The organism is Amaricoccus sp. B4 (assembly GCF_043226085.1).
Taxonomy (GTDB): Bacteria; Pseudomonadota; Alphaproteobacteria; order Rhodobacterales; family Rhodobacteraceae; genus Amaricoccus.
The window spans coordinates 667,338-680,268 of record NZ_CP171225.1 but is presented as its reverse complement, the minus strand read 5'-3'; the positions used below and the strand labels follow the sequence as shown (position 1 = coordinate 680,268).

General features: G+C 65.8%; 10 protein-coding genes. 4 read left to right on the top strand and 6 right to left on the bottom strand.

What is annotated here, in order from left to right:
* Window position 1 precedes the first annotated feature (1 nt).
* From glmS to ACF66B_RS03210, 4 genes are all read left to right on the top strand, one after another.
* Window positions 2-1,822 carry a glutamine--fructose-6-phosphate transaminase (isomerizing) gene (glmS, locus tag ACF66B_RS03225; protein ID WP_111428274.1) on the top strand — a complete coding sequence of 607 codons (1,821 nt, stop codon included), beginning with the start codon at window positions 2-4 and terminating at the stop codon, window positions 1,820-1,822.
* Entirely contained in the window at window positions 1,819-2,523 is a 705-nt protein-coding gene (locus ACF66B_RS03220; RefSeq protein ID WP_111428275.1) for a DNA alkylation repair protein, read from the top strand. Before glmS ends, ACF66B_RS03220 begins: the two co-directional genes overlap by 4 nt.
* 125 nt (window positions 2,524-2,648) lie before the next feature.
* Window positions 2,649-2,981: a BrnA antitoxin family protein gene (locus tag ACF66B_RS03215; protein ID WP_111428276.1), complete on the top strand. Its 333-nt coding sequence runs from the start codon at window positions 2,649-2,651 to the stop codon at window positions 2,979-2,981.
* Between the two features lie 189 nt (window positions 2,982-3,170).
* Entirely contained in the window at window positions 3,171-5,207 is a 2,037-nt protein-coding gene (locus ACF66B_RS03210; protein ID WP_111428277.1) for a heparinase II/III family protein, read from the top strand.
* Between the two features lie 170 nt (window positions 5,208-5,377).
* On the opposite strand, the gene ACF66B_RS03205 is transcribed toward ACF66B_RS03210, so the two are convergent.
* The 6 genes from ACF66B_RS03205 to ACF66B_RS03180 form a co-directional block, all read right to left on the bottom strand.
* The gene (locus ACF66B_RS03205; RefSeq protein WP_111428278.1) at window positions 5,378-6,976 is read right to left on the bottom strand and encodes an ABC transporter ATP-binding protein; all 1,599 of its coding nucleotides are present in this window, start codon (window positions 6,974-6,976) and stop codon (window positions 5,378-5,380) included.
* Between the two features lie 145 nt (window positions 6,977-7,121).
* A complete protein-coding gene (locus ACF66B_RS03200; protein WP_111428279.1) occupies window positions 7,122-8,243 on the bottom strand; it encodes an ABC transporter permease in 1,122 nt (373 codons plus the stop codon).
* On the bottom strand, window positions 8,243-9,316 hold the full coding sequence (locus tag ACF66B_RS03195) for a microcin C ABC transporter permease YejB (protein WP_111428280.1): 1,074 nt from the start codon (window positions 9,314-9,316) through the stop codon (window positions 8,243-8,245). Before ACF66B_RS03195 ends, ACF66B_RS03200 begins: the two co-directional genes overlap by 1 nt.
* A gap of 14 nt (window positions 9,317-9,330) precedes the next feature.
* Window positions 9,331-11,250, bottom strand: a complete 1,920-nt coding sequence (locus ACF66B_RS03190; RefSeq protein WP_111428281.1) for an extracellular solute-binding protein — start codon at window positions 11,248-11,250, stop codon at window positions 9,331-9,333.
* Window positions 11,251-11,398: 148 nt separating this feature from the next.
* Complete coding sequence (locus ACF66B_RS03185) at window positions 11,399-11,902, bottom strand: cytochrome c family protein (protein WP_111428282.1); 504 nt, start codon at window positions 11,900-11,902, stop codon at window positions 11,399-11,401.
* 147 nt (window positions 11,903-12,049) lie between these two features.
* Entirely contained in the window at window positions 12,050-12,910 is an 861-nt protein-coding gene (locus ACF66B_RS03180) for a prephenate dehydratase (RefSeq protein ID WP_111428283.1), read from the bottom strand.
* Window positions 12,911-12,931 lie beyond the last annotated feature (21 nt).

The window sequence follows — 12,931 nt, the reverse complement described above, 5'->3', positions numbered from 1 at the left end:
GATGTGCGGGATCGTCGGAATTCTCGGGCGCCATCAGGTCGCGCCGCTCATCGTCGAGGCGCTGAAGCGGCTCGAATACCGTGGCTATGACAGCGCGGGCATCGCAACGCTCGATGGCGGGCATCTGGCGCGGCGGCGCTCGGTCGGCAAGCTGATCGCGCTTTCCGACCTTCTGGTGCGCGATCCGATCCGCGGCACGATCGGCATCGGCCACACCCGCTGGGCCACCCATGGCCAGCCGACGGAAGTGAACGCGCACCCGCATCAGGCGGGGCAGGTTGCGGTGGTCCATAACGGCATCATCGAGAATTTCCGCGAGCTCCGCGCCGAGCTCGAAGCGTCGGGCGTGCGCTTCGAGACCGAGACCGACACCGAGATCGTCGCACAGCTCTGCAACAGCGAACGCGCGGCCGGCAAGGCGCCGCTCGCGGCGGCGCGGGCGACGCTCGCACGCCTGCGCGGCGCCTTCGCGCTCTGCTTTCTCTTCGAGGGCGAGGAGGATCTGATGATCGTCGCCCGCCGCGGCTCGCCGCTTGCGATCGGCTATGGCGACGGCGAGATGTTCGTGGGCTCCGACGCGCTGGCGCTCGGGCCGATGACGCAGCGGATCTGCTATCTCGATGAGGGCGACCACGCCGTCCTGACCCGCAGCTCGGCGGAGATCTTCAATGCCGCAGGCCAGCCGGTGGAGCGCGCCGTAACCGAGGTGCCGATCGACAATTTCCATGTCGAAAAAGGGCGTTACAAGCATTTCATGGCAAAGGAGATCCACGAGCAGCCGACCGTGCTCTCCCAGGCGCTCCAGCGGTATCTCGCGCCCGATCTGCGCACGGTGACGTTGCCGGGCGGCATCGACTTCTCGCGCTGCGAGCGGATCGTGCTCGTGGCCTGCGGCACGGCGCACTATGCCTGTCACGTGGCGAAATACTGGTTCGAGAGCCTCGCGCGGGTGCCGGTGGAGATCGAGGTGGCCTCGGAATTCCGCTATCGCGAGCCGCCGGTCGGCGAAGGCGCGCTCGGCATCTTCGTGAGCCAGTCGGGCGAGACGGCCGATACGCTCGCGGCGCTCCGCTACATGAAGGGCGAGGGCGGGCGGATCGTTTCGGTGGTCAATGTCGAGACCTCGAGCATCGCGCGGGAAAGCGATGTGGCGCTCTCGATCCTGGCCGGGCCGGAGATCGGCGTGGCCTCGACCAAGGCCTTCACCTGCCAGCTGCTGGTGCTGGCGATGCTCGCGATCCTTGCCGGGCGGCAGCGGGGCAAGCTGACGGCGGAGGCCGAGGCGGAGCTTGCCGGCTCGCTCGGCAGCCTGCCGGGGTTGACGAGCCGGGCGCTGGGGCTCGAGGCCGAGATCTCGGAGATCGCCAAGGAGATCGCGCGGGCCCGCGACGTGCTCTTCCTCGGGCGCGGTGGCATGTATCCTCTGGCGCTGGAAGGGGCCCTGAAGCTCAAGGAAATCAGCTACATCCATGCCGAAGGTTATGCGGCGGGAGAGCTCAAGCACGGGCCGATCGCGCTCATCGACGAGGCGGTGCCGGTGGTGGTTCTGGCGCCCTCCGGGCCGCTCTTCGAGAAATCGCTCTCCAACATGGAGGAGGTGATGGCGCGCGACGGGCGGATCCTGCTCCTTTCGGATTCGGCGGGGCTCGAGACGGCGCATGGCGAGGCCTGGGCCTCGCTCGAGCTGCCCTCGACCAATGCGCTGACCGGTCCGATCGTCTATGCGGTGCCCGCCCAGCTTCTCGCCTATCATTGCGCGATTCAGAAGGGGACGGATGTGGACCAACCGCGCAACCTGGCGAAATCCGTGACGGTGGAATGAGCGAGAATATCACGGCTCCGCAAGCACTTGAAGAGCTGGAGGCGCTTGCCGACCCTGCCGCCGCGGAGCAGATGGCGGCCTATCACCGGGCCAGCCGGCGGTATCTCGGCGTGGGCGTGCCGGCGATCGAGGGCTGCGTGCGGCGCTGGCGGGCGGGGATCGGCGGGATCGAGGCGCGGGTGGCGCTGGCGCGCGGGCTCTGGGACAGCGATGTGCATGAGGGTCGGGTGGCGGCGGCGAAGCTGCTGACGCAGGCGCGGATGGGTGAGGGCGAGGGGCTGGTCTGGGACGAGTTCCAGCGATGGGTCCGGGGGTTCGACGCCTGGGCCATTGCCGATCATGCCTGCAAGGTGGGCGAGCGGCGGCTGGTGGCCGATCCGGCCCGGCTCGATACGGTCGAGGGCTGGATCGCCGATCCGAACAAATGGGTGCGCCGATCGGCCCTGGTCGTGACGCTGCCCTGGACGAAGATGCGGCATCCCTCTGACAGGGACAGGGAAATCCGTGAGAGGGTGCTGGGCTGGGCCTCCGGTTACGTGGCCGACCGGGACTGGTTCATCCAGAAGGCGGTGTCCTGGTGGCTCCGGAGCCTGTCGCTCCGGGAGCCCGAGCGGGTGCGGGCGTTTCTGGCCGGGCCGGGGCAGGAGCTGAAGGCCTTCGCGCGCAAGGACGCGGGGCGTCTGCTCGGCGCGCGGGGATGACCGGCGGCCCTGTCTGGACGCCGTTGGGGCCCGATATGGCGGCCGGCCCTGCGGAAGTTGATCGGGCGTTAACCCCGACGCGCTAGCATCGCGGTCTATCCCGAGACAGCGATGGAGGGCCGCGCATGGCGGACCGCAAGCGGACGAAGTCCGAGGAGCGCAGCTATGTCGAGCTCATCGACGAGATCTTCCAGCTCGAGATCTGGCACCGGCAGAACCAGCTGAAGCTCCGGCACATTCCGGAAGGCTGGGAAGGCATCGAGGCGGCGCATCCCTGCCGTCGGAGGAAGTCCAAGCTCACGGCGAATTTCGACAGCGACGTGGTGAAATGGTTCCGCGGGATGGGCCATGGCTATCAGGCGCGGATGAACGCGGTGCTCCGGATCTACATGCTCTCGGTCGTCTCGAAGGAGATCAGGCGGCGCGGCGACAAGGACTGGAAGGGCGATCCGATCTGAGGGGGCGCTCGGTGCCGGATGTCCTGGCCATGAGACGAGCTACTGATCCGGATCGTCTCGAACGGGGCGTTCAACCCACAACATAAGGGCCGCCCACTTTTCTCTGTTGCTTTATGGGGTTGATATCAACCCTGAAATGTATTCTCATATCTGCAATTGTGATAGTTTTTATAGCGACTGAGGAATTCCATGCGGCAATCTTTATTGCAGAAGATGAAGAATATTGAGTTGGATATAGAAAAATCATCTCATAAGGACAAATTTTATCCCCTAAGTTTTTGCTATGTAATGTCGAGAGAATTCGACGAGCGGGCAGCCCTGAAACTTTTGGGAGATCATAATCCTTCATTTGAGCGGCTCCTTGCGGAGATGTTTCCTCTCTATGATGGAGCCCCGCTTGAGGGGGCGCTGCCAGAGCGTTCAGCCGATCTTTCAGTCCGAATTCCGGGCTTTCCAGAGGTGCGGATCCCGTCGCCGATCGACTGGGCGGTGCACACTGGCGACATATATCGCTGGAGGCTCGAGTTCCACGGTTTGAAGTGGCTGCCAGATGCCTGCGCCGAGGGCCGTGCGGGACGCAGATCAGCCGAGCGGGCGATCCTCGACTTTCAGGATTTCGTGCTGAACAGGGCGGTTCCCTTAGATTTTACGTGGGACAGATTCACTTGGGGCGATGTTGCGCTGGCGATCCGCACCAATGCGCTCCTCGAATTTCTGGATACTTATCTAGAGAGCCCGAGAAACGCGAATAGGCAGGTTGTTCTTGCGGCGATCCAGATCCTGGTCATCCAGATTGCAGCGATGCTGAACGAAAACTGCTATACGACTGGCCACAATCATGGCCTGTTTCAGGATGTCGCACTCCTGAGGATCATCGGGCGATGCAAGGGCATGTATGCCCGAGACGAGATCCTCGAGCATGTTTCCCAACGGATCTGTGATCTGCAGATGCGCAAGTCGCTGGTTGGTGGCATGCACGTGGAGAACAGTCCCGAATATCACCTGCTTTTTGTTAGATTGGCCCTTCGTGCCGCAGGCGCGGAAGCGCTCGGTCAGAGCGCCAAGAAGGAGATCGCGGACGCTCTGTCCCAGGCTCTGCGCAGTCTCTGCTATTTTGTGGTGCCGCCCTCGCAGATCGTGCCGTTCGGTGACACGGCCAGGCGCAATGTGCAGCAGGACTTTCGGAAGATCTGGCGCCGCGCCAGGCGCGACACGCTGCTCGGATCGCGGCAAGAGATAATGGATGTGGTCGACTTTCTGCGGAGCTCCGGTGACGAACGGACGCCGGACCTTCCCAAGAATGTCGTCTTCAAGGAGACGGGTTATGCCTGTTTTCGAAACGGGTGGATGCGGCAGGATGTGGATACGTCATCACGGTCTGCAACCTGCGTCTTCCTGAAATGCGGATCGGCCAGCAAGATCCATAAGCATGATGACGACGGAAGCGTGCAGATCTTCGCATTCGGCCAGGAACTGATTCTCGATCCCGGAAAATTCTCCAATGATCGGGCGGCGCCCGGCTCACGCCAGACCAATGCGAGCGCGAGCCATAGTCTCTTGCTGCTTGACGATGGTCAGGGTGGCGTGCGGTCGCCAAGGCGGTCACGCATTCTGCGATATGCCACCGAGGGTACACCCTGGGTACTGTGTGAGCGGGTTTTCGGTTCCGAGCGTCTTCTGCGCGCGCTGGTTCTGTTCGAGGAGGGAGGCGTCCTCGTGGTGGATATCGCCGGTTCGAAATCGCGCCTGAGCGGCTGGTCACAGTTTCTGCTGTCCCCGACCCTCTCGCTTTGCGAGAGGGAATCCTCTCCTGGACATCATCGCTTCGAGGGGGAGAGCGGGGTTGGCATGTCGATCTCGGTTCTCGGCGTCGCTGGGGCAGATCGCTGCACGCCGGAGCATGGGAAGTTGAATTTCGCGGAGTCGCATTTTCATCCCGCCCTTGGGCGACGCGAGCCGGCGGCGATGGCGCAGATCCGTTTCGACACGCGGGGTGGGCCGGCAGCGCTTGCCGTCTTTCTTCAGCCGGAGCGCGCGGGCGGGCCGCCGACCACGGCGCCCGCAATCCGGCGCACTGGCGGTGACCTCGTGATTGCGACTGGCAAGGAGAGGATATCCATTCCGGTGGAGATAGCCTCGACAACGCGAAGATCAAAAATTCGCAGCTGGATCTCAGCGGCGCTGAGCGTTCGCCGCGCCGCGCGACGGCGCCCTCCCAAGATGTGAGCGTCGAATTCCATCGTTCGGCGCCCTGTCGCCGGGCGATCGGGATGGGCGGGAATGTGGGTGATGCCAGCCTGATCCGCTTGCGATCATGGGCCCGATCTCGCTTCGGATCGTAACTGGGCACGGTTTCGTCACGCTGACCTGCAAGAGCGTGTCTTTGAGCGACGGGGCTACTCCGCTGCGGCCCTCAGATCAAACGCCGCGGCCATCAGGGTGCGGGTGTAGTCGGTCCTCGGTGCGTCGAAGATCTGCGCGGCGGGGCCGGCCTCGACCACCTCGCCCTGCTGCATCACCATCACCTTGTGGGCGAGCGCGCGCACGACGCGGAGGTCGTGGCTGATGAAGATGTAGGCCAGCCCGTATTTGCGCTGGAGCCGGCGCAGGAGCTCGACGATCTGGACCTGCACCGTCATGTCGAGGGCGGAGGTCGGCTCGTCGAGGAGGACGAGTTTCGGTTGCAGGACCATCGCGCGGGCCACCGCGATGCGCTGGCGCTGGCCGCCGGAAAACTCGTGGGGGTAGCGGTCCATCATCGCGGGGTCGAGCCCCACCTCGGTCAGGATGTCGGCGACGCGGGCGCGGGTGTCGCCGCCGTGGCCGTGGAGGGCAAGGCCCTCGGCGACGATCTGTTCGATCGACATGCGGGGGCTGAGCGAGCCGAACGGGTCCTGGAAGACCATCTGCATGTCGGCGCGGAGGCGGCGGAGCTCGCGGTGCCGGAGGCCCTGGATGTCGCGGCCCATGAAGGTGATGGGGCCGTTGGAGGAGATGAGGCGCATGAGGGCAAGCGCGAGCGTGGTCTTGCCCGAGCCGCTTTCGCCGACGATGCCGAGGGTCTCGCCGGCGCGGACGCCGAGGCTCGCGCCGTTCACCGCCTTGATGTGGCCCACGGTCTTGCGCAGGAAGCCGCGGCGGATCGGGAACCAGACCTTGAGGTCCTCGGTCTCGATGACGGCCTGGGTGGCTTCCGGGGCGGGCTCCGGGATGCCGCTCGGCTCCGCGGCGAGGAGCTTGCGGGTGTAGGGGTGCTGCGGGTTCTTGAAGATCTCCGCCGTCGGGCCGGTCTCGACGATCTCGCCGTCCTTCATCACCGCGACGCGGGTGGCGATGCGGCGGACGATGTTGAGGTCGTGGGTGATGAAGAGCATCGCCATGCCGAGGCGGCTCTGGAGCTCGGCAAGCAGGGTCAGCACCTGGGCCTGGATGGTGACGTCGAGCGCGGTGGTGGGCTCGTCGGCGATCAGGATGGCGGGGCCGTTGGCCAGCGCCATGGCGATCATCACCCTCTGGCGCTGGCCGCCGGAGAGCTGGTGGGGATAGGCCTGGAGGCGGCTTTCGGGGTCGCGGATGCCGACCTGGCTCAGGAGCTCGAGGATGCGGGCGCGGGCCTTCTGGCCGGCGAGGCCCTGATGCAGCGCGAGGCTTTCGCCGAGCTGGCGCTCGATGGTGTGGAGGGGGTTGAGCGAGGTCATCGGCTCCTGGAAGATGAAGCTGATGTCGTTGCCGCGGGTGGCGCGCAGCTCGCGTTCGGTGGCGTCGGCGAGGTCGCGGCCGGCGTAGCGGATGCGGCCGGTGACCTCGGCGCTCTCGGGCAGGAGCTTGACCGTCGACATGGCGGTGACGGATTTGCCCGAGCCGCTCTCGCCGACGAGGGCGAGGGTCTCGCCGGGGGCGAGATCGAAGGAGACGCCGCGGACGGCGCGGGTTTCCTTGGCGCCCTGGCGGAAGGTGACGGTGAGGTTCTCGACGATGAGGAGGGGCTCGGTCATCGGCGGATCCGGCCCGTCGGGCTGTCGGCGGCCGTTCCCTGAGCGGCGGTGCCGCCGGGCGCGCCCTGACCCGATCGCGTTGCACGGGGGCGGGCAGTGTGGGCGATGTCCGCAGGCGCGATCGGGCGGGGATGCGGGTTCGGGCTCATCGGAAGGTCTTTCTCGGGTCGAAGGCGTCGCGGATGCCCTCGAAGATGAAGACGAGCAGCGAGAGCATGAAGGCGAAGGTGAAGAAGGCGGTGAAGCCCAGCCAGGGGGCGTTGAGGCGGTTCTTGCCCTGGAGCGCCAGCTCTCCCAGCGAGGGGTAGGATGGCGGCAGGCCGAGGCCGAGGAAGTCGAGCGCGGCGAGCCCGCCGATGGCGCCGGTGATGATGAAGGGAAGCAGCGTGAGGGTCGCGACCATGGCGTTGGGGAGCAGGTGGCGGAACATGATGGTCCAGTCGCCGACCCCGAGCGCCCTGGCGGCGCGGACGTATTCGAAGTTGCGCGCGCGCAGGAATTCGGCGCGGACCACGCCGACGAGCGAGGTCCAGGAGAAGAAGGCGATGAGCAGCGTGAGCAGCCAGAAGTTCATCGTGAAGAGCGCGGAGAGGATGATGATGATGTAGAGGCTCGGCATGTTCGACCAGATCTCCACCACGCGCTGGAAGGTGAGATCGACCCAGCCGCCGAAATAGCCCTGCACCGCGCCCGCAGCGATGCCGATCACCGAGGAGATCACCGCGACGAGGAGGGCGAAGAGGACGGAGATGCGGAAGCCGTAGATCACGCGGGCCACGACGTCGCGGGTCTGGTCGTCGGTGCCGAGCCAGTGGTTGCGGTCGGGCGGCGAGGGGGCGGTGCTGACCTCGTAGTTGATGGTGTTGTAGCTGTAGGGGATGGGCGGCCAGAGGATCCAGCCGGGATCGGTGATCGGCACGCCCGCAGCGGTGCCGTGCTCGCGGGCCTCGGCGAGAATGCCCTCGGGATCGTCGAGGCAGGCCTCGGCGCCGCCGGTGCGGATGAGGCAGATCACTTCGGGGGCGTTGTATTCCGCCTCGGTCTGGAATTCGCCGCCGAACTCGGCCTCCGAATGGAAGCTGAAGATCGGCATGTAGAGTTCGCCCCGGTAGCTCAGCAGCAGCGGCTTGTCGTTGGCGACGAACTCGGCGCAGAGCGTGATGAGGAAGACCGCGAGAAAGATCCAGAAGGACCAGAACGCGCGGCGGTTGGCCTTGAAGTTCGCGAGGCGGCGGCGCTGGAGGGCGTTGAGGTGCAGGAGGCGCATCAGGTCTCGCGGCTTTCGAAGTCGATGCGGGGATCGACCCAGACATAGGTGAGATCGGAGAGGAGCCCGACGAGGAGGCCCAGCAGCCCGAAGACATAGAGCGTGCCGAAGACGACCGGGTAGTCGCGCTGGATCGCGCTCTCGTAGGCGAGGCGGCCGAGCCCGTCGAGGGAGAAGATGGTCTCGATGATGAGCGAGCCGCCGAAGAAGACCGAGATGAAGAGGGCGGGAAAGCCCGCGATCACGATCAGCATCGCATTGCGGAACACATGGCCGTAGAGCACGCGGTGCTCGGTCAGGCCCTTGGCGCGGGCGGTGATGACATACTGCTTCTTGATCTCGTCGAGGAAGGAATTCTTGGTGAGCAGGGTGAGCGTCGCGAAGGCGCCGATGGTCGAGGCCGCGACCGGCAGCGTGATGTGCCAGAGATAGTCCCCGATCTGGCCCAGGAGCGAGAGATCGGCGAAATTGTCGGAGGTGAGCCCGCGGAGCGGGAAGATCCGCCAGTAGGAGCCGCCCGCAAAGAGCACGAGCAGCATGATGGCGAAGAGGAAGCTCGGGATCGCGTAGGCCACGATGATGAGGCCGGAGGTCCAGGTGTCGAAGCTCGATCCGTCTCTGATCGCCTTGCGGATGCCGAGCGGGATCGAGATGAGATAGGCGATCAGGGTGGACCAGAGCCCGAGCGTGATCGAGACCGGCATCTTCTCGAAGACCAGATCCACCACCGAGATCGAGCGGAAGTAGCTCTCGCCGAAGTCGAAGGTGAGATAGTTGCCGACCATGATGAAGAAGCGCTCGACGGGCGGCTTGTCGAAGCCGAACTGCTTCTCGAGATCGGCGATGAATTCGGGCGGCAGGCCCTCGGCGCCGCGGTATTCGCTGCCGCCGCCGGTCTCGCCGCCGCCGCCGGAGATGCGGTCGAGCGCGCCCGAATCCTGGGAATTGATCTCGGCGATGATCTGTTCGATCGGGCCGCCGGGCATGAACTGGACCAGCACGAAATTGACGAGCAGGATCCCGATCAGCGTCGGCACGATCAGCAGGATGCGGCGGAGGATATAGGCGCCCATGTCAGGTTCTCATCTCAGCGGAGCGCGCCCTGCGCCTTGAGCGCCTCGTATTTTTCCTGATCGAACCACCAGTAGGCATCGCCGCGCGCGTATTCGGGCTGCATGTCGGGGCGGCCGAAGACGTCCCAGTAGGCAATGAGATACTGGCCGGAATACCAGTTCGGCACCCAGATCTGCATCGAGCGCAGCACGCGGTCGAGGGCGCGGACGCGGGCTTCCATCGTCGGGCGGTCCTCGGCGGAGATGACGGCTTCGAGCAGCCCGTCCACCACCGGATCGGCGATGCCCGAGAGGTTCGGCGAGCCCTTGGCCTCGGCCGCGGCGGAGGAGAAGAGCTGGCGCAGTTCGAGCGAGGGCGACAACGACATGGAGAAGCGGCCGGGGACGAGGTCGTAGTCGAAATCCTCCTGGCGCTGCTGCATCTGGGCCGCGTCGATCTGGCGGTAGCTCGCGTCGATGCCGAGGCGGCGGAGGTTCTGGACATAGGGGTTGAAGACGCGCTCGAAGGAGGAGTTGTCGTCGATGAACTCGACCTTGAGCGTCTCGCCGGCGGCGTTGCGGCGGAGGCCGCCGTCGCCGATGGTCCAGCCCGCCTCATCGAGCAGCTTCGAGGCGCGGCGGATCGCGGAGCGGTCGAGCTGCTGGGTGCTCATCACCGGGGGCGTGTAGGGCGGCTCGGTGAAGATCTCGGGCGGCAGCGTGTCGCGGTAGGGCTCGAGCGCGGCGAGCTCCTCGCCTTCGGGCAGCCCCTCGGCCTGCATGGTCTCGGTGTTTTCCCAGAAGCTGTCGGTGCGCTTGTAGAGGCCGTAGAACAGCGTCTTGTTGGTCCATTCGAAGTTGAACATCAGCGCGATCGCCTCGCGCACGCGCGGGTCGGCGAATTTCTCGCGGCGGAGGTTGAACCAGAAGCCCTGGGTGCCGGTCGGGGTGTTGTCGGGCAGGGCCTCGCGCTTCACCCAGCCCTTCTCGAGCGCGGGGAAGTTGTAGGCCGTGGCCCAGAGTGCGGAATAGAACTCCTGGTGGAACAGGTAGTTGCCGACCTTCAGTGCTTCGAAGGATGCGTTGTTGTCGGCGAAGTATTCATAGACGTAGCAGTCGAAATTGTTGGCGCCGACATTCACCGCCAGCTCCGCGCCCCAGTAGTCGGGATTGCGGCAGTATTTGATCGTGCGGCCGGGCTGGACGCTCGCGACCTCGTAGGCGCCGGAGCCCACCGGGGGCGTGAGGGTCGATTCCTCGAAGGGCACCGTCTCGTAGTAATGCTCGGGCAGGATCGAGAGTCCGCCTGCCGTCATCGGCAGATCCTTGGTCGCGGCCCCTTCGCGGAAGGTGAACTTTACCCGGTGCGGGTCGAGCGTCTCGACGCCGGTGATGTCGCGGAGGATGATCTTGTAGGAGGGCGCGCCCTTCTCGAGCAGCACGTTGTAGGTGAAGACCACATCGTCTGCGGTGATCGGTTCACCGTCGGAGAAGGTCGCTTCGGGGCGCATGTTGAAGATCACCCAGGAGCGGTCCTCGGGATACTCGAGGCTTTCGGCGACGAGGCCATAGGCGCTGTCGGGCTCGTCGGCGGAGCCCACCAGCAGGCTGTCGTAGAGAAGGCCGAGGCCTTGGGCCGGTTCGCCCTTGAGGATGAAGGGGTTGAGGCTGTCGAAGGTCTGGCTCGCCCCGGTGCCGCGGAAGCTCATGGTGCCGCCCTTCGGCGCCTCGGGGTTCACGTAGTCGAAATGCGCGAAGCCCGCGGGGTATTTCAGCTCGCCGTAGGTGGAGATGCCGTGGCTCGTGATGATGCCCGGCTCCTCGGCGGGGGCGGGCCCGGGCAGGGCGAGCCACAGGGCGAGGGCGGCGGGCATGAGGCGGCGGGACAGGAGGGCGGCCCTTTTTCCGCGACGGGTCTCTGCCGGGGCGGGATGGGACGGATCGTGTCTTGCCATGGAGCTTCCGGTTCTGCGGGATCTGGTTCCCGCGACTTTACTGCGCAGGGCCTGCACGTAAAGCGCGATCTGGGCCGGAGGGGCACAGGAACGCGTGAGGGCGGCGAATGGGATCCGCCGCCCTCACGTCGAAATGCCTGTGGCGTGCTTACTGCGAGATGGTCTCGAGATAGGCGATCAGGTTGGCGCGGTCGTCTTCCTTCTTGAGGCCGGCGAAGGACATCTTGGTGCCGGAGACGACGCCCTTGGGGTCGGCGAGGAAGGCGAAGAGCGCATCCGGCGTCCAGGGGCCGTGGGCCTTCATGCCATCGGAATAGGCGAAGTCCGGCACGGTGCCGGCTTCGCGGCCGACGACGCCGTCGAGGTGCGGGCCGACCGCGTTGCTGCCGTCGACCTTGTGGCAGGCGGCGCATTTCTTGAAGACCTTCTCGCCCGCGGCGGGATCGGCGGCGGCGACGAGGGCGGCGACATCGACCGGCGCGGCGTCGGCTTCAGCGGCGTCGCCCGCGCTCTCGTCGGGAACCTCGACCGTGTAGGCGACCATTTCGCTGTGAGTGTCGAAAATTCCGTTCGAGACCAAGTTGATCAGCAGGAACACCAGCAGGGCGCCACAGATGGCGCCGACGAATTTCGTAATCTCCATAGTGTTCATGGGTTGGACACACCTCTGCTGCATGGCCCCGTGCGGCCGGCCTGTTTCCGTCGCGTTCTTCTAGCCGCAACGCAGCAGGTGACGCAAGGCGGAGATGCAGGCCGCAGCGGGCGGAACCGGCGGTTTTTTCTTCCGGTGTTGCGGGTTTCAGTCGTCGTAGCCGTTGCGCTGGCTGCGGCGGAAGGGGTGGGCGGGGTAGGTGCCGAGCACCTTGGTCATCGAGGTGAAGAACTCGAGCTCCTCGAGCGCGCGGCGGACGGGCGCGTCGTCCGGGTGGCCCTCGATGTCAGCGTAGAACTGGGTCGCGGTGAACTGGCCGCCGATCATGTAGCTCTCGAGCTTCGTCATGTTGATGCCGTTGGTCGCGAAGCCCCCCATCGCCTTGTAGAGCGCGGCGGGGATGTTGCGGACGCGGAAGACGAAGGTGGTGAGCACGTCCCCCGGAGGCGCGGGCGCGGGATCGGGCGACATCACCAGGAAGCGGGTGGTGTTGTTCGACTGATCCTCGATATGGCGGGCGAGCACCTCGAGGCCGTAGATCGAGCCCGCGAGCTCCGAGGCCAGGGCGGCGAGCGAGGGATCGTCCTGCGCGGCGACCGCCTGGGCGGCGCCCGCGGTGTCGGCGGCGGTGCGCGGCGTGATGCCGTGTTCGCGCAGGAAGCCGCGGCACTGGCCGAGCAGCACGGTGTGGCTCATCGCGCTCCGGATGTCGCTGATCCGGGTGCCGGGGTGGGCGAGGAGGTTGATGTGCACCCGCAGGAAATGCTCGCCGATGATGTGGAGGCCGGATTCGGGCAACAGGTGGTGGATGTCGGCGACGCGGCCGTAGGTCGAATTCTCGACCGGCAGCATGGCGAGATCGGCCCGGCCCTCCTCCACCGCGGCAATCGCGCCCTCGAAGGTGTTGCAGGGCAGCGCCTCGTAGTCCGGATAGGCCTCGGAACAGGCCTGGTGGGAATAGGCGCCCGGGACGCCCTGGAAGGAAATCCGCCCTTTGGGACTGGTCATGGCTCTGCACTCGCATCGGGG